Origin of the sequence: Streptomyces sp. NPDC059897 (assembly GCF_042730865.1) — a bacterium.
Taxonomy (GTDB): Bacteria; Actinomycetota; Actinomycetes; order Streptomycetales; family Streptomycetaceae; genus Streptomyces.
This window is the reverse complement of record NZ_JBHWKQ010000032.1, coordinates 42,333-57,105: the sequence shown is the minus strand read 5'-3', so window position 1 is coordinate 57,105 and position 14,773 is coordinate 42,333. Positions and strand designations below refer to the sequence as shown.

The 14,773-nt window shown below is 70.5% G+C and carries 18 protein-coding genes; 4 read left to right on the top strand and 14 right to left on the bottom strand.

The window, feature by feature from the left end; genetic code table 11:
* Positions 1-20 precede the first annotated feature (20 nt).
* The 3 genes from ACFV9W_RS28800 to ACFV9W_RS28790 form a co-directional block, all read right to left on the bottom strand.
* A complete protein-coding gene (locus ACFV9W_RS28800) occupies positions 21-911 on the bottom strand; it encodes a hypothetical protein (protein ID WP_385766331.1) in 891 nt (296 codons plus the stop codon).
* Positions 912-935: 24 nt separating this feature from the next.
* Positions 936-3,122 carry a phosphotransferase gene (locus tag ACFV9W_RS28795; RefSeq protein WP_385766329.1) on the bottom strand — a complete coding sequence of 729 codons (2,187 nt, stop codon included), beginning with the start codon at positions 3,120-3,122 and terminating at the stop codon, positions 936-938.
* A gap of 214 nt (positions 3,123-3,336) precedes the next feature.
* Entirely contained in the window at positions 3,337-4,215 is an 879-nt protein-coding gene (locus ACFV9W_RS28790; protein ID WP_385766327.1) for a GntR family transcriptional regulator, read from the bottom strand.
* A gap of 160 nt (positions 4,216-4,375) precedes the next feature.
* Between ACFV9W_RS28790 and ACFV9W_RS28785 the strand changes: the two genes are divergently transcribed.
* Entirely contained in the window at positions 4,376-4,567 is a 192-nt protein-coding gene (locus ACFV9W_RS28785) for a hypothetical protein (RefSeq protein ID WP_385766324.1), read from the top strand.
* A gap of 1 nt (position 4,568) precedes the next feature.
* On the opposite strand, the gene ACFV9W_RS28780 is transcribed toward ACFV9W_RS28785, so the two are convergent.
* From ACFV9W_RS28780 to ACFV9W_RS28770, 3 genes are all read right to left on the bottom strand, one after another.
* The gene (locus tag ACFV9W_RS28780) at positions 4,569-5,456 is read right to left on the bottom strand and encodes a winged helix-turn-helix domain-containing protein (RefSeq protein ID WP_385766322.1); all 888 of its coding nucleotides are present in this window, start codon (positions 5,454-5,456) and stop codon (positions 4,569-4,571) included.
* 110 nt (positions 5,457-5,566) lie between these two features.
* Positions 5,567-6,403, bottom strand: a complete 837-nt coding sequence (locus tag ACFV9W_RS28775; RefSeq protein WP_385766319.1) for an HAD family hydrolase — start codon at positions 6,401-6,403, stop codon at positions 5,567-5,569.
* The gene (locus tag ACFV9W_RS28770) at positions 6,352-7,239 is read right to left on the bottom strand and encodes a GntR family transcriptional regulator (RefSeq protein WP_385766413.1); all 888 of its coding nucleotides are present in this window, start codon (positions 7,237-7,239) and stop codon (positions 6,352-6,354) included. The genes ACFV9W_RS28775 and ACFV9W_RS28770 overlap by 52 nt, the downstream gene beginning before the upstream one ends.
* A 214-nt stretch (positions 7,240-7,453) precedes the next feature.
* On the opposite strand from ACFV9W_RS28770, the gene ACFV9W_RS28765 reads away from it, so the two are divergent.
* Entirely contained in the window at positions 7,454-7,645 is a 192-nt protein-coding gene (locus ACFV9W_RS28765) for a hypothetical protein (RefSeq protein WP_385766316.1), read from the top strand.
* A gap of 29 nt (positions 7,646-7,674) precedes the next feature.
* On the opposite strand, the gene ACFV9W_RS28760 is transcribed toward ACFV9W_RS28765, so the two are convergent.
* Complete coding sequence (locus ACFV9W_RS28760; protein WP_385766313.1) at positions 7,675-8,634, bottom strand: winged helix-turn-helix domain-containing protein; 960 nt, start codon at positions 8,632-8,634, stop codon at positions 7,675-7,677.
* Positions 8,635-8,799: 165 nt separating this feature from the next.
* Between ACFV9W_RS28760 and ACFV9W_RS28755 the strand changes: the two genes are divergently transcribed.
* Positions 8,800-8,985: a hypothetical protein gene (locus ACFV9W_RS28755; protein WP_385766310.1), complete on the top strand. Its 186-nt coding sequence runs from the start codon at positions 8,800-8,802 to the stop codon at positions 8,983-8,985.
* Between the two features lie 71 nt (positions 8,986-9,056).
* On the opposite strand, the gene ACFV9W_RS28750 is transcribed toward ACFV9W_RS28755, so the two are convergent.
* Both ACFV9W_RS28750 and ACFV9W_RS28745 read right to left on the bottom strand, forming a co-directional pair.
* The gene (locus ACFV9W_RS28750; RefSeq protein WP_385766308.1) at positions 9,057-10,340 is read right to left on the bottom strand and encodes a GNAT family N-acetyltransferase; all 1,284 of its coding nucleotides are present in this window, start codon (positions 10,338-10,340) and stop codon (positions 9,057-9,059) included.
* A gap of 183 nt (positions 10,341-10,523) precedes the next feature.
* Positions 10,524-11,132 carry an ABC transporter substrate-binding protein gene (locus ACFV9W_RS28745; protein ID WP_385766305.1) on the bottom strand — a complete coding sequence of 203 codons (609 nt, stop codon included), beginning with the start codon at positions 11,130-11,132 and terminating at the stop codon, positions 10,524-10,526.
* A 200-nt stretch (positions 11,133-11,332) separates the two neighbouring features.
* On the opposite strand from ACFV9W_RS28745, the gene dtd reads away from it, so the two are divergent.
* Positions 11,333-11,758 carry a D-aminoacyl-tRNA deacylase gene (gene dtd / locus ACFV9W_RS28740; RefSeq protein WP_266712508.1) on the top strand — a complete coding sequence of 142 codons (426 nt, stop codon included), beginning with the start codon at positions 11,333-11,335 and terminating at the stop codon, positions 11,756-11,758.
* A 12-nt stretch (positions 11,759-11,770) separates the two neighbouring features.
* On the opposite strand, the gene ACFV9W_RS28735 is transcribed toward dtd, so the two are convergent.
* The 5 genes from ACFV9W_RS28735 to ACFV9W_RS28715 all read right to left on the bottom strand — a co-directional run bounded on the left by ACFV9W_RS28735 (position 11,771) and on the right by ACFV9W_RS28715 (position 14,751).
* A complete protein-coding gene (locus tag ACFV9W_RS28735; protein ID WP_385766301.1) occupies positions 11,771-12,751 on the bottom strand; it encodes a YgfZ/GcvT domain-containing protein in 981 nt (326 codons plus the stop codon).
* A 34-nt stretch (positions 12,752-12,785) separates the two neighbouring features.
* A complete protein-coding gene (locus ACFV9W_RS28730) occupies positions 12,786-13,232 on the bottom strand; it encodes a Fur family transcriptional regulator (RefSeq protein ID WP_385766298.1) in 447 nt (148 codons plus the stop codon).
* A gap of 40 nt (positions 13,233-13,272) precedes the next feature.
* A complete protein-coding gene (locus ACFV9W_RS28725; RefSeq protein WP_385766296.1) occupies positions 13,273-13,845 on the bottom strand; it encodes an FABP family protein in 573 nt (190 codons plus the stop codon).
* A 246-nt stretch (positions 13,846-14,091) separates the two neighbouring features.
* On the bottom strand, positions 14,092-14,352 hold the full coding sequence (locus tag ACFV9W_RS28720) for a DUF3099 domain-containing protein (protein ID WP_385766293.1): 261 nt from the start codon (positions 14,350-14,352) through the stop codon (positions 14,092-14,094).
* A 111-nt stretch (positions 14,353-14,463) separates the two neighbouring features.
* A complete protein-coding gene (locus ACFV9W_RS28715) occupies positions 14,464-14,751 on the bottom strand; it encodes a DUF1416 domain-containing protein (RefSeq protein WP_266712503.1) in 288 nt (95 codons plus the stop codon).
* Positions 14,752-14,773 lie beyond the last annotated feature (22 nt).

Sequence of the window (14,773 nt, the reverse complement as noted above, 5' to 3'; positions counted from 1 at the left end):
AGGAGGGTACGTCCCCCGGCTCAGGCGGCCGCCCGCCGACGCCACTCCGGCACCTGCGCCACCAACGCCCACAGGTCGTCGAAGTGCTTGACCCACATGCCGACGGCCGGTTCGTCCTCGGGACGGCGCTCGGCCGCCAGAACGGTGAGGTCGGTGTCGTACCCCTTGGGGTCGTAGTACTGCGTCCGCAAGGACATGCGGGAGGACAGGTCGTACAGGCCGTGCAGCACGCGCTTGCGGTTGAAGATGCAGAGCTTGTGCAGCGGCGGGCCCGCGACGACCCGGTACTCGCAGTGCACCTCGACGTGACCGAGCCGGGTCAGACCCTCCGCGAGGTGGGAGAGGATCTGGTCGTACTCCTGGCACTTGCGCTCGATCCTGTCGCGGAACTCCGGGGCGTCCTCCGCCGTACCGTCCGCGCCGACCCGGGACGGCACGAACATGGGCAGCGAGAAGTCCGGCACGATCATGCGCACGGTGACCCGGCGGGTCGGTCCCGGCGCTTCCGCGAGCCGTTCGAGCCGGTGGTACAGCTCGTTGAAGAGGGTCTCTCCCGTGTAGCCGTAGAAGCTGATCTCCACGCGCCGGGACTCGAAGGCGTCGGCCACGAAGTTGCCCAGGTTGCGGGAGCTCGCCTCCACCCGGGCGGGCAGCCTGCTCGCGGCGGTGAGCTCCTTGAGCGCGTCGTACAGGACGAAGGCGACGAGGCTGAGCAGGGCGCCGCCCAGGAACGCCTTGCCTTCCAGCGCGTCGCCGAGCGGGGTGACGAACTGGGCGGTCAACCCGGTGACGAAGACGACCAGGAGCAGTACGCGTACGGCCGTGGGCTCGACCCGTTGCTGGAACCTCCGCAGCGACCGGGCGATCCCGCCCCTACCACCGGCCGCGCCGCCGCCCCCGTCGTCCGACATGCGCAGCCCTCCCCCGGGTGCCGCCTATTTCCTGTCATGGTCCGCGTGCGGCAGGGCCAGGGCAAGATACGGGTTGGCCGCACCCGCCGCCCCTGCGGGCATTTCCAGCCAGGCCAGGGCCTTGCGGAGCGTCGTGGTGTACGAGCCGACCGCGCGCCGCACGTTCGGGGCGTCCAGGCCGGAGCCGGTCACCAGGCGGTCCAGGTCCACGTAGGCGGAACGGACCACTTCGAGGCCCTGGTAAACGGGGACGTCGTTCTGCCAGCCGTCTGTGTACCTGTCCGGCATCCACAGCGACCAGCGCGCGTACATGCGCTCCCGGACCTCCCGGGTCGTCGGCGTCAGGTGGATGTGCCGCACCAGGTCGTAGAGCGGGTCTCCGACCATCGCCATCTCCCAGTCGATGAGGGTGAGGCCGGTTCTGCCCTCGCGCCTGACCAGGTTCCAGGGGTTCAGATCGCCGTGCAGCAGGCCATCAGCGCGCGGCTGCACGTCGTGCCGCAGCAGCCGGGCCTCCAGTTCGTCCTCGTCCGGCAGCCCGAGCCGGGCCGCGAGGTCTTTCGCCGGGGGCGCCAACTCGCGGACCATCAGATGCAGTTGATGACAGAGCCACGGGTAGAAGCTCAGCTCGCCCATGTCCTGCGGCTCCACCTTGATGTCGGCCTCGGCGAGTTGGCACAACTGGTCGACCAGATCAATCACTTCGCCGGGCAGCAGCCCGTGCTCCGGGTGCTGCGGGCCGCCGCGGGCTCGGTGGTGCCCGGCGTACGACTGGATGGTGAACTGGTCCTCCAGGTCGCTCGTCCCCAGCGCGAGCACTCGGGAGATGCTGACCTTGGCGCCTGATTCCTCGATCGCCCGGAGCACCGTGTGTTCGTTGAGGAACCTCGGCTCGATCGGGTTGACGGCGTCCGCCACCTTCCGGCGCACCATGACCCGGCCGAAGCCGCGGACCTCGACGAACGTCCCCAGGTGCGACGTTCCCTTGAAGACGTGCGACGCCGGGGCGACGCCCTCCGCCCACAGGGCCTCCTCGACGTGTTCCGGAGGGAAGTCGTCCAACAGCGGGAGCCGCGTGTCCGGCTCCCAGTGGATGGCCGCAGAGAAGAGCTTGCCCCGGTGCCGGCCGCCCCTGGCCACCCGCCACCGGTAGAGCAGCGGTTCGATCGCGGAGGACGTCAGTACGTTGCGCAACCGCAGCGGCCGCGAGGCCACCTTCAGGGCGCGGTGGACCTCGGCGGCCGCCCGCTCCAGGTCGCTCTGGCTGAACCGCTCCTCGAGCGATCCGGCCGCCCGGATCACGTCCGGGTACACGGATTGCGCGTGCTCGAAGTCGATGTAGTGCCGCAGGTCGGAATCGAGGCCTTCGACCGCCTCGGGCCGGACGCTCCACATGGCCTTGTGCCAGAGCTCCACGACCTCGTTGCGCTGGTCACGGGGGTAGTCCATGCGCACCAGGTGCACGGCCAGATCGTGCAGCGGGTCCCCGTACGTCGCCAGCTCCCAGTCCACCCAGAGCAGCAAGGGCTCACCGTCGTGCGTGACGATCACGTTCCCCCGGTGCAGGTCCCCGTGGAGGAGGTGGAACGGGCGGGGGGTCATCCGCGGCGCCCAGTGCTGGTAGAGCCGCAGCGTGTTCTCCGGAACGCCGAGCGCCACGAACAGCCCACCGAACTCAGGCCAATTGGGCCGCCGGATCTGCTCCTCCGCCTGCGTCAGGAGCATCCTCAGGAAACCCCTGCTGTCCCCGTCCTTCGGCCAGTAGTCGGGGCGGGCCGGCAGGGAGACCTCGGGCACCCGCGCCATGTCCGCGAGCAGTTCGGCGAAGGCCTGGATCAGCTGCGGATCGACCCGGTCGCCGTTCCGGCAGATGCTGGAGAGGGGGGCGCCCTCCAGATAGCTGTGGACCGCGCCGCCCTCGAACCGGTCGAGGCACTGCGGCACCGGGCGCCCACTGCCGCGTAATGCCTCGAGGACGCCCTGTTCGTCACCCCAGGTCCTGATCACCACGGGGGCCACGCCCGTCATGCGCTGCCGGACCATGACCTTCGAGCCGAGGGGACGTTCGAGGGCGAGCGCCTCCTCGTCGGTCAGCCGCACCACATGGTTGAGATTGTGGTGACCGCTCGTCCGCTCGCCGCTGCGCTGCGCCCGCTCCACGACGCGGCGCCAGACGTCCGCCACTCCCACACCGGCAACAACATCCGGCATCGGGGCACTCGGGGCGATGACAGCGCCCACAGGCCGCTCCTGAATACTCATGCAACGGGCCGTAACAGGGCCACACAGTAACGCCCGTGCGGGCGCCTCACGACCGGAGTGAGCAGAGTGAGCGGTCTAGGAGGTGTAAAGAAACACGCAGAGGGGTATGGCGTTCGAACCCCGATCGACTCAGTCCGTCTTTCGGTGCGCCTTCAGCGCTCCTTCAGCGCGCCAAGTGGTCCCACACCGAGTCGAACCACGCCTGCCAGCTCTCCAGGAAGACCGTCCCCCGCGAATCCTGGTTGCCGTCCTTGACGTAGTGCGTGAGCTTGGCGCCGAGGCCCAGGACGTCCAGCGCTCGGACCGTCACCTCGTCGTCCAGGACGATGGGCCGCTCGATGACCTCGTACGGGCCGTGCAGCGCCTGGTCGCCGCCAACCAGGTACAGCTTCGACGTCGGCGTGAGCATCACATGCCGGATCTCGATGCTCGCGGACTCGACGAGCCCCTCGGCCTCCAGCTGTCGCAGCTCCGCCTGCATGGACGAGCTGTGCCGACGCGTGATCTCCAGCAGCCGGTCCTTCAGCTCCGCGGTCAGACGCCCGTCCGGATCGTCCAGGGCCCGCGGGTAGGGCAGGTCGAGGGACTCGTCGGGAATCAGCATCCGGATGGCGATGCGGTCGGGCCGCACCTCCCCCGACCTGATCCGCTCGATCTGGCTCTTCACCTGCATGTCGAGCGACTCCGACGTCAGGGTGAACACGTCGAGCAGGACCTCGGGCCCCGCGAACGCCTCGTCGAAGAATCCGCGCAGCGTCACCCGGCCCTCTATCGCCGCCCGCGCCGTGTACGACTGCGCCTCCTGCGCCCGGACGACACGGGTCCCGCTGCCCTGCTTCGACTCTATCCAGCCCTCGGCGCGCAGCTGCTTGAGCGCGCGCTGCACCGTGTCCCGGGACACGTCGAACTCATCGGCCAGGGGCCGCTGGGCCGGCAGCAGGGACCCCAACGAGTACACGCCGCCGGCCATCCGCGCGCGCAGCTCCTCCACGACACGGAAGACCTCCTTGCCGCCGCTGGCCCCGCTCCGGCTGCTCGTCACGGAAGGAACGTACCTCCGTCAGCCCAACGGCACACCGGTTTCAGTCAACTTCCGCGCCTATGTGGGGTGTTGATTAACGATCTGCCGGGCCGGGGAAGCCCAATCCAAGTCCAGCAGTCCAATTGGACTGGTTGGCCCGACAGTTGAAGGGTGGGGACCCGTGAATCCGATACCGCAGTTGCTGGCGACCGTGCTCGGCTACGGCCTGGAGCTGTTCCTCCGGTCCGAGTACGGGGGCCTCGGACTTCTGGCCCTCGCCGCCCTCACCCTGCTCCTGTCCGCCGAGCGGAGGTCGACGGCCTGGGCGTTGACCGGGGCGGCGCTGGTGCTCCTCGCCCTGGCTCAGGCCTGACTCAAGCCCGCCCCCGCCGCGCGACGTGCTCCCACAAGCCGTCGAACATCGCCTGCTCCCCGTCCACGAAGGCCGCCTGGTCCCGGCCGCTGGAGCGGGCGAAGGGGAACATCTCGGTTTCAAAGCCCTCCACGTCCACGAGCTCCACCGTGTCCCCGCCCTCGTAGTCGTCGATCTCCCGCTCGAACCGGCCCGGCACGTAGTGCCCGACCAGCACCTCCTGCCGGTTCAGGAGGTAGACCTTCCGAGTCGGTACGCCGGAGACGAAGCGGAACTCGAAGCTCGCGTCGATGCCGTGGTCGCGCAGGCCCCTGAAGGCGTTGTCCAGCACCATGCGCTGCGAGGCCCACTGGACGCGGCCGCGCCGCCGCACCGCCTCGTCGAGCTTCTCGTCCGGTCCCCAGCCGGCCACCGGCGCGGGGTAGTCGGCGTTCTCGCCCGGCCTCGGCACCACCATCCGCACCCGCACCGACTCGGGCCGCAGCACCCCCTCGTACACCTTCCCCAGCGGCTCGCCCAGGGCCGTCACCAGCGTCTCCCCGGTCAGGCTCGCCACGTCCACGTACACGTGCGGCGCCTCGAACGCCGCCACCAGGCGTGGCCCGAGGATGCTTCTGGCCGTCTGTGCGCCGGGGAGAGAATGCCCCTCCGGGCGGGACACCGTAGGTGGGCTGCCCTTGCCCAGGTTGGTCAACAGGCCGTCCGCGCGCAGGAGTTGGAGCGCGTTGCGGACCGTGCCGCGTTCGACGCCGAATTCGCGGGCGAGCGCGGCCTGTGTCGGGAGGCGCTCGCCGGGCCTGAGGTCGCCGCCGACGATCCGCTTCCGCAGGGCCTCGGCGATGTCTTCGGCGGTCGCTCTGGGGGCGTTCCCCGTTGGGACGTTCGCCACGACGATCTCCCCTCACCCCCCGACCAAGTCCGTACAACTCTACGGCAGTTGGCTGCCAACTCCACCCGATATGCGGGAAGGGATGTGGGGATGGATGAGGGAAGCGCAGGTCAGCCGCGGTCCCGCAGGATGTCGATGATCGGCTCCAGGGAACCGGTCACCTGCCGCGCCCCCGCCTCCCGCAGCACGCTCTCCTTGCGGGCGTGACGCGCGTAGCCCAGAAACGCGACTCCCGCCTCCCGCGCCGCCACCAGGTCGGTCGCCGCGTCGCCGATCATCAGCGTGGTCCCGGGCGCCGCCCCCATCGCCGACATGGCGCGGTTGAGGCAGTACGGGTCCGGCTTGAGGTGGGCCAGGTCGCGGGTGCGGCCGTAGATGTGCGGTTCGAAGCAGTCGGACAGGCCGCGGCTCGCGATGTAGCGGCGGGCCGCCTCCGCCGAGTTGTTGGTGGTGATGGCGAGGCGCGCGCCGACCGCCGTCCAGGTGCGGATCAGCGGGTCCGCGTGCTGGGTCGGCCAGGCCGAGGCGACGGCGCGCAGCTCCTGCTCGGTGAGCCGGCTCTCCATCTCCAGGACCAGGTCGCTGTCCGGCCGCGCCCGGCCGAGGCGGCGCAGCGCCGCGTGCGGGTCCACGTCGGCGCGTTCCTCGTCCGTCAGTACGTCGCCGAGGCCCTGCGCGTCCAGCCACTCCACCTGCTGCCGCGCGATCCCCGACGCCGGGCGGCCCGCGAACAGCCGGCAGATCGGCCCGTCGAAGTCGAAGAGCACATGGCGGGCGCCCGCGATCAGCTCGGCGAGGGTGCCCGACTCGCGGGCGTCACCCGCTTCGGTCGTTTCCCGATGCGATTCGGTCTCTTCTGCCACCGGAACAGTCTGCTTCGTCGTCTCTGAAGTCACTAGGAGAGTGTCAGGTCGGAGGTGATGGTTTCCCATAGCGCGTCGAACCACTTCTGCGACTCCTCCACGAACGTCCGGTCCCGTTGGCCCGCCCGCTCCTCGAAGGAGAAGAGCAGCGCCTGCGTGCCGGTGGCCGAGAACATCTCCAGCTTGGTGTCGTTGTCGATCTCCTCCTCGCGCCGCGTGACCATGTAGTACGAGAGGAGCGCCTCGGACTGGTTCAGCAGATAGAGCTTGACCGGCGGGGTGAACGGGAGGGCGCGGAAGGTCACCCGTACGTCGATGTCGTGCGAGGAGCGCAGGGAGCGCAGGTTGTGGCGCAGCACCTGGCCCTGCGCGTTGCGCGTGGCGAGCCAGCGGTTGTGCACCGCGACCGACTCCTCCTGGTCGACGCCGTCGCTGTCGTCCGGGACCGGCACCGGGAAGGCGAGGTCGATGTCGCGGCTGGGCAGCAGGATGCGCACGTCGAGGGAGTCGGGGCGGATCCGGCCCTCGTGGATGTGGCGCAGCGGCTCGCCGAGGGCCAGCATCAGGGTCTCCGAGGTCATGCAGACCGCGTCGATACGGACGTGGGGGGCGTGGAAGGCCTCCACCAGCCGGGGCGCGAGGGCGACCATGGAGGGCTGCGGCTCGTCGCGGGCGGCGGATCCCGGGGCGATGCGCGGCGGGCTGCCCTTGCTGCGCTTGCTCAGCAGGCCGTCCGTCTCCAGGAGCTGCAGCGCCTGACGGACCGTGCCGCGCTCGACGCCGAACTCGTCGGCGAGCGTGGCCTGCGTGGGCAGTTGGTCGCCCGGTCGCAGCGCGCCCTCCCTGATCCGCTCGCGGAGCTGGTCGGCGATCTCCTGGGCCGTGAGCCTTCTCCTGCCGTTCAGTGTCGCGTCTGCCATGTCCGCCACGCCCTGCTCCCCTGGATCCCGACCAAACCGCACAACTCGCCCTGATTTGGCAAGAGTTGTCGTCCTCCCGTTTATATACCACGACCAAGTGGGGACAACTCCAGTGCAGTTGGTCGCCAACTTGGAAGAAGGTGGCCAATGGTGGCAGCGAAGGAGACCAGGTAAGGCCCATCAGCGCAGCAACGCCGAAGCAGGGGGAACCACCATGTCCGTTCTGAGCCTCCTCTCCGCGGTGGTCGTGATCACCTTCGAGCAGCTCGCCCAGTGGCACTACGGTCCGGCCGGAGTCGCGGGCCTGCTCCTGCTCGCCATCGGCGCCAAGGCCAGGAACGCCACCTGCAGTTCGATGGGCGGCGTGCTGCTCGCGCTCACGGTGGCCGGGCCCGCGCTGCACTGACCGGCCCGCGCTGCACGGCCTGACGCGCCTCACGTACTGAGCGTCAGGTCCTGGCTGATCGTGTTCCACAGGCCGTTGAACCACAGGTGGGACTGCTCCACGAACGTCGTGTCGCGCAGCCCCGCCCCTTGCTCGAACGCGAAGAGCATCTGCTGCACGCCCGCGGCGTCGTACACGTCCACCCGCTCGTGGTCGATCTGCTCACCGCGTCTGCTCAGCGTGTAGTACGCGAACAGCGCCTCGTTGCTGTTGAGCAGGTAGAGCTTGACCGGGGGCGTGAACGGCAGCGCGCGGAACTCCACCGTGACGTCCATCTTGTGCGTGGCCCGCAGGGCCAGCAGGTTGTGGCGCAGCACCTGCCCCTGCGCGTTGCGCTGCGCCAGCCAGTCGCGCCGGAGCCGGCCGCCCACCGCCGCCTCCGTCCGCGAGGCCTCCGCGGCCCGCGACACGGGCGCGGCGGCCGGCGGTGGCGCGGGCGCGGGAAACGCGAGGTCGATGTCCCGGCTCGGCAGCAGCACCCGCACCCGCACCCTGGCCGGTTTCGGGCGCCCCTCGTGGATGAGGCGCAGCGGCTCGCCCATCGCGAGCGTCAGCGAGACCGCCGTCAGGCACAGCGCGTCGATCTCCACGTCGGCCCGCTCGAAGGCCTCGGCGATGCGCGGGGCGAGCGCCACCATGGTCGGCTGCGGCGGCGCCTCGGGGCCGAGGACCGCGGGCCGCGGGTGCCGCGCGACCGTGGCCGGGCTGCCCTTCGAGGCGTTCACCAACAGATGCTCGGTCTGCAGAATGCGCAGCGCCTGGCGTACGGCGGAGCGCTCCACACCGAACTCGCCCGCCAACTGCGCCTGTGTAGGCATCCGTTGGCCGGGACTCAGGCGACCGGACGTGATCCGGTCGCGCAGCGCGTCGGCCACTTCGCGGTACGTGGGTCGTTCCCGCTGTGACCTGGGCCGTCCGTTGACGGCGGCATGCTCCCCACTCACAACCAAACCCTACAACTTCCCGCCATCTTTGGGGAGTTGACGTGAAGGTGGTTATGAGCCGCCCTTCAACGGAGATAACTACCTTTGAGTTGGTGACCAACTTCCCGGACATGGTCGGGGGACCTGAAGTTGGTGACCACGAGGACCACTGGTCCTGAAGGAGGTAGGACAATGCCGCTCTTCGCCATCGTCGTCGCCGCACTCGCCATCGGGTTCGAGCAGCTCATCCAGTGGAAGTACGGGCCGATGGGCATCATCGGCTTCATCGCCCTCTCCGTCGGCCTCAAGGCCAAGAACACCTTGATCAGCGGCATCGGGGCCGTCGTCCTCGTCATGCTGCTCGCCCAGAGCGGCTGACCGGGCTCCCTTCCGGAGGGGAGCCGGGAGCCCGGTCGGTCAGAACGTCCGTACGCGCGCGGGGCCGCGGCTCAGAACACGTCGGGGCACCACGGCCGCCGCGCCGTACGCAGCAGGGCGCCGAACCCGGCGGCGGCGCCCGCCTCGTGCTCCACGAGCCGCCCCAGGGCCGCGAGCCGCACCGCGGACTCGTCGCCCAGCCACAGCGCCCCCAACTCACGTACGTCGACCGTGAGTTGCGGGGAGGCGGCGCCCGGCGAACAAACCGCCCCGCCGGGCGCCGCCGTCAGCGTGAACCGCCCGCCCGCGAGCCCCGCCGGGTCGAGCACCTCGAACGCGAACTCCCCGCTCGTCTCGTACGAGCGCGCCTCCAGGGCCCGTACGACATCCAGGATCCGCACCCACAGGAAGTCGGCCTGCGTCACGACGCGGGCGGCGCGCGGGTCGGGCAGCAGGTGCGGCAGCAGGTCGTCGGGGGCGCGCAGCCCGGAGCGCACCGTGGTGATCCAGTCCACGGAGCAGACATACGTCCACAGGGCGCGCTCGGCGGCCGGCGTGACGGCGATCAACTGCTGCACCTGCGCCGTGTTCCGCGGCTGCTTGCCGTCGCTCCAGTGGTTGTCGGCCCGGTACGCGACCAGGCCCTCGACCTCGCCGCGCGCGTTGCGGTACACCGCGTGGAACGGCTCCGTCCACGGGTCCTCCAGGGTCGGCCACAGTCCGGTGTTGTACTCCCACCAGTGCGTGTCCCGCGACACCACGCCCGCGACCCGGGCGCGCAGCCGCTCGTGCAGCTCCGGGCCGACCTTGCGCACCTCCTCCGGGTCCGCCAGGTCCACGCGGCCGCCGTCGTCCGGGCCCGAGCGGCGCGGGTCGAGGCCGGCTCGCGGTACGTCGATCTCCCACACGGTGGCGGTGGCCGCGGGGCCGAAGCCGAACCGGCCGTAGATCGGGTACTCCGCCGCGATCAGCGTCGCCGCGACGTCGCCGCGCTCCTTCGCCTCGGCGAGGTCGGCCGCCATCATGCGGCTGAGCAGCCCGCGGCGGCGGTGGGTGGGGCTGACGGTGACGTTGGTGACCGCGTCCGTGGGCACGGTGGCGCCGCCCGGGACGGTGAGCTCCTGCGCGAAGGAGCGGAACGTGGCGACCTGCCGCGGGCCGGGGGCTCCGGCGGGGGCGAAGGCGGCGCGGGTGCGGGTGAGGTCGAAGTGGGCGCGGCGTTTGGCGACCGTCTGCGGGGAGGCGGTCGGCGGGCGGAGGAAACCGGTGTTGAGGGCGCGGGACCAGTCGGGCAACTCGTCCTCGGTCACCGTCCGTACGGTGGGCGCTGCGCTGGCGGCGGGGCGGGTGTCCATGCGGTCACGCTAGGCGGGGGCGGACGTATGTGTCGCCCCGATTCTTCCTACGTCGCGGTGGGGTTCCGCCCGGGTCCGGAGAGTGCGCTCGCGGCACCGCACGGGGCTCTGCCCCGGACCCCGCGCCTCAATCGCCGGCGGGGCTTGATTGGCCCACCCGCGCCTCAAACGCCAGAGGGCGCCTCAAGGGCTTCCCAGCAAGTCGTCCACCTGCGCCTCGCCCGCGCGGTAGCGGCGGGCGATTTCCGCGCTGCAGTCGTCCGCCGTGCGCTGCAGCTGGTGGCGGCGGCGCGAGACCTGCTGCTCGTAGCGGACCAGGCGGCCCATCGCCGTGTGCAGCTCGGCGTCCGTGCGGGCGGCCAGGTCCGAGAGTTCGACCTCGGCGAGCATCTCCTGGGCGAGGCGCCGGGACTCCTCGCTGTGCGGGACGCCGACCGTGACGTGCCGGGCGGAGGAGCGCTGCCGCGTCGGCTGGTCCCGCAGGATCTCCGAGAGCCGGTCCACGACCGGGCCCTCGGGGTCCTTCCGGCGGTCCAGCTCGGCCCGCAGGATGTCGATCCGGCCCTGGAGCAGGCGCCGTACGTAGCTCAGGTCCGCCTCGTTCTGCTGGGAGTCGCGGCGCAGCGTGCGCAGCTCCGGCAGGCGCAGGACCGACAGGTCCGGGGCGGGCACGGCCGGCAGCTCGGGGCTGTCGGTGCGCTGGGCCGGCGGGCGGGTCAGCGGCGCCACCCGCTCGCTGTGCGTCAGCGATACGGGCTGCCCGGGCAGCCCCGTACTCGTTGTGTGGCTCATGGCATGGGTATCCATGGTCTGCTTACCGTCCCCTCGACCGGACCGCGCCGCACGCCACCGACGCACCGCGTGTCAGCATGGTGCCACTCCCCATGGCCCCTTAGTGCCCGAGTGCCCCATATCCGCCCCGGATGGGGGGTTGGGGAGCATGCTCAAACCCCTTGTGGGATACGAAAATCGGCGCACGGCATGATGGCCGTATGCGAGCAGTGGTGCAGAGGGTGGACGGCGCGAGCGTCGTCGTGGACGACGAGACGGTCGGCGAGATCAAGGGCGAGGGCCTGTGCGTCCTCGTCGGGGTCACGCACGAGGACACCAAGGAGAAGGCGGCCCAACTGGCCCGCAAACTCTGGTCGGTGCGGATGCTCGCCGACGAGAAGTCGTGCAGCGACATCGACGCCCCGCTCCTGGTCATCAGCCAGTTCACGCTCTACGGGGACGCCCGCAAGGGCCGCCGCCCCACTTGGAACGCCGCCGCCCCAGGCCCGGTCGCCGAGCCGCTGGTCGACGAGGTCGTGGCGCAGCTGCGGGCGCTCGGCGCGACCGTGGCGACGGGCCGGTTCGGGGCGCAGATGCGGGTGTCCCTGACGAACGACGGCCCGTTCACGGTGCTGCTGGAGATGTAGTGCCGGGCGTGGCTACGGCTCGACCACGACTTCCTGCGCCGCCGCCGTGGCCTCCGCGAGGAGCTCCGCGTCGGCCGGCACGTTCCGCTTGATGACCGCGAGCGCGATCGGGCCCAGCTCGTGGTGGCGCACGGACGTCGTCACGAAGCCGATCTTCCGGCCCTCGGGACCGTCCGCGGCGAGCCGCACCTCGGCGCCGTGCGGCGGCAGGTGCACCTCGCTGCCGTCCAGGTGCAGAAAGACGAGCCGCCGCGGCGGCTTGCCCAGGTTCTGCACGCGGGCGACGGTCTCCTGCCCCCGGTAGCAGCCCTTCTGCAGGTGCACGGCCGAGCCGATCCAGCCCAGCTCGTGCGGGATCGTGCGGTGGTCCGTCTCGAAGCCGAAGCGCGGCCGGTGCTGCTCGACGCGCAGCGCCTCGTACGCGAGCAGGCCGACCGCCGGGCCGTTCTCCCCCACGTACGACTCCAGGCCGGCGCGCGGCAGGAACAGGTCGCGGCCGTGCGGCGTCTCGCGCACCGCCGCCCCGTCCGGCACCGGCGCGATCGAACCGGCCGGCAGGTGCACGACGGCGAACTCGTCCGTCCGGTCGGCGGTCTCGACCCGGTAGAAGAACTTCATCGACTCCAGGTACGCGAGGAGGGCCTCCTGCGTGCCCGGCTCGACGTGCGCCCACGTCGTCGTGCCGTCGTCGACGAGGTACAGGGCGTGCTCGATGTGTCCGTTGGCGGACAGGATCAGGGCCTCGGTGGCCCGGTCCGGCTCCAGCTGCTCCATGTGCTGGGTCAGCAGCAGGTGCAGCCAGCTCAGCCGGTCGTCACCGGTGACCGTGATCACGCCGCGGTGCGAGAGGTCGACGACGCCCGTCCCGTCGGCGAGGGCGCGCTGCTCGCGGAACAGGTCGCCGTAGTGCGCGGCGACGCCTTCGTCCACGCCCTCGCCGGGGACGGCTCCGGGCAGGGTCAGCAGAGGGCTGCTCGTTGAATGTCGCTGCATGGTCACACACACTACGACGAGTGGACGGGCGCGCTTATTCCTGCGTTCGTCCCTTGTCCTCGGCGCAGTTCTCGCAGCGTCCGAAGATCGCGAAGTGCTTGAGGTCGGTGTCGAAACCGAACTGCTCGCGCAGCTTCGCGGTGAACTCCGCCGCGACCTCCACGTCCGCCTCGATCACGTTCGTACAGTCCCGGCACACCATGTGGATGTGGTGGTGCCGGTCGGCGAGGTGGTACGTGGGCGCGCCGTGCCCGAGATGGGCGTGCGAGACGAGCCCGAGCTCCTCCAGGAGCTCAAGGGTCCGGTAGACCGTCGAAATGTTGACCCCCGACGCCGTCTTGCGCACTTCGCACAAGATGTCGTCGGGGGTCGCATGCTCGAGGGTGTCCACGGCTTCCAGGACAAGCTGGCGCTGCGGCGTCAGCCGGTAGCCGCGCTGCCTCAGATCGCTCTTCCAGTCGATGCCTTCGGTGCTCACCACACCGACGAGTCTAGAACCACTTGAGGGAAGCGGTTCCGGCCTACTTGAAGAACGCGATGCCGTCGTCCGGCATGTCCGGCAGGTTGCGCGCCATGTCGGCGACCTCCTCCGGGGAGACGACCTTCTTGAGCTGGGCCGACATGTAGGGGCGCAGCGGGACCTCGGGGGTCTGCTTCTCGCCGACCCACATCAGGTCGCTCTTGACGTAGCCGTAGAGGCGCTTGCCGCCGCTGTACGGGCCGGAGGCCGCCGTGCGGGCCACCGCGTCCGTGGCGATGTCGATCTGCGGCTTCTGGTCGGCGAGCTCGCCGTACCAGACCTCGACGACACCGTCGTCGCGGACCATGACGACCTCGACCTTGCGGTCGTCGTCGATCCGCCAGAAGCCGGACTCCGATTCCAGGGGGCGGACCTTCTCGCCCTTCTCGTCGAGCACCCAGGTGTGCGACTGGTACTCGAGGAAGTCCCGCCCGTCGTGGGTGAAGGAGACCTCCTGGCCGAAGTTGCACTTCTCGGAGCCGGGGAAGTCGTGGACGCCCGCGCCCTCCCAGGTGCCCAGCAGAAAGGCGAGGGGGACGAGCTTCGGGTTCAGGTCGGACGGAATCTGGATCATGAGCGGTTCAGACGTCTCTCAGTGGGGGGTCAGCGCTGGCCCTGGTACAGCTTCTTCACGGTCAGGCCCGCGAAGGCGACGACGCCGACGCAGACCAGGACGAGAAGGGTGGAGAAGAAGGCCTCAAGCACGGGATTGCTCCTCGGTGAGCGGAACGTATGCGGACAACAGAGCCGGACCCCACTGTAGTCGTCCGGGCACCGGCGCTCTCGGCGAGGTCGGTCACAGCGGGTGTCAGGGCGGGTGTCAGGGGCGACGCTTCTTGCCGTCCAGTTCGTCCCACCACTCGTCGGACTTCGGGTCGCCGGAGGGGTCGTCCCACCAGCGGTCGTCGGGCCCTCGCCGGTTGGCGACGACGGCGGCGACCGGCGGGATCACCATGGCGACGACGCACATCGCTACGGCCGCCGGCACGGACCAGAGGCGCACGACGCCCCAGGCCAGCACGAACAGGCCGACGCAGACGCCCATCATGGCGAAGTAGACGTGCTTTCGCCGCGCGTACATACCTTCAGCGTAAGCCCGCGCGAGCCCCGGAAACATGCCGAAGGACCGCACCCGTACCAGTGGCGTCCAACCCAGGCGGGGTGCGGCCCTTCAGCCGTCGTGTGTGACCGCTCAGACGGCGATCGCGACCTCGGCGAGCCCGCCGGTCTGGGCGACGACCGTACGGTCGGCCTGGCCGCCGGGGACCAGGGCGCGCAGGGTCCACGTGCCCTCGGCCGCGTAGAAGCGGAACTGGCCCGTGGCCGAGGTGGGGACCTCGGCGGTGAACTCGCCGGTCGAGTCCAGGAGGCGCACGTAACCGGTGACGGGCTCGCCGTCCTTGGTCACCTGGCCCTGGATGGTGGTCTCACCGGGCTTGATCGTCGAGGCGTCGGGGCCGCCGGCCTTCGCTCCGCACATGTCGCTCTCCTAGGAAGTGAAA

Bases quoted from the DNA above. Each gene is read 5' to 3' on its own strand.
- ACFV9W_RS28770 (WP_385766413.1), bottom strand. From the start codon at position 7,239: ATGGCAGACGCGACACTGAACGGCAGGAGAAGGCTCACGGCCCAGGAG.
- ACFV9W_RS28735 (WP_385766301.1), bottom strand. From the start codon at position 12,751: ATGCAGCGACATTCAACGAGCAGCCCTCTGCTGACCCTGCCCGGAGCC.
- ACFV9W_RS28750 (WP_385766308.1), bottom strand. From the start codon at position 10,340: ATGGACACCCGCCCCGCCGCCAGCGCAGCGCCCACCGTACGGACGGTG.
- ACFV9W_RS28795 (WP_385766329.1), bottom strand. From the start codon at position 3,122: ATGCCGGATGTTGTTGCCGGTGTGGGAGTGGCGGACGTCTGGCGCCGC.
- ACFV9W_RS28800 (WP_385766331.1), bottom strand. From the start codon at position 911: ATGTCGGACGACGGGGGCGGCGGCGCGGCCGGTGGTAGGGGCGGGATC.
- ACFV9W_RS28765 (WP_385766316.1), top strand. From the start codon at position 7,454: ATGTCCGTTCTGAGCCTCCTCTCCGCGGTGGTCGTGATCACCTTCGAG.
- ACFV9W_RS28725 (WP_385766296.1), bottom strand. From the start codon at position 13,845: ATGATCCAGATTCCGTCCGACCTGAACCCGAAGCTCGTCCCCCTCGCC.
- ACFV9W_RS28715 (WP_266712503.1), bottom strand. From the start codon at position 14,751: ATGTGCGGAGCGAAGGCCGGCGGCCCCGACGCCTCGACGATCAAGCCC.
- ACFV9W_RS28755 (WP_385766310.1), top strand. From the start codon at position 8,800: ATGCCGCTCTTCGCCATCGTCGTCGCCGCACTCGCCATCGGGTTCGAG.
- ACFV9W_RS28720 (WP_385766293.1), bottom strand. From the start codon at position 14,352: ATGTACGCGCGGCGAAAGCACGTCTACTTCGCCATGATGGGCGTCTGC.
- dtd (WP_266712508.1), top strand. From the start codon at position 11,333: ATGCGAGCAGTGGTGCAGAGGGTGGACGGCGCGAGCGTCGTCGTGGAC.
- ACFV9W_RS28745 (WP_385766305.1), bottom strand. From the start codon at position 11,132: ATGAGCCACACAACGAGTACGGGGCTGCCCGGGCAGCCCGTATCGCTG.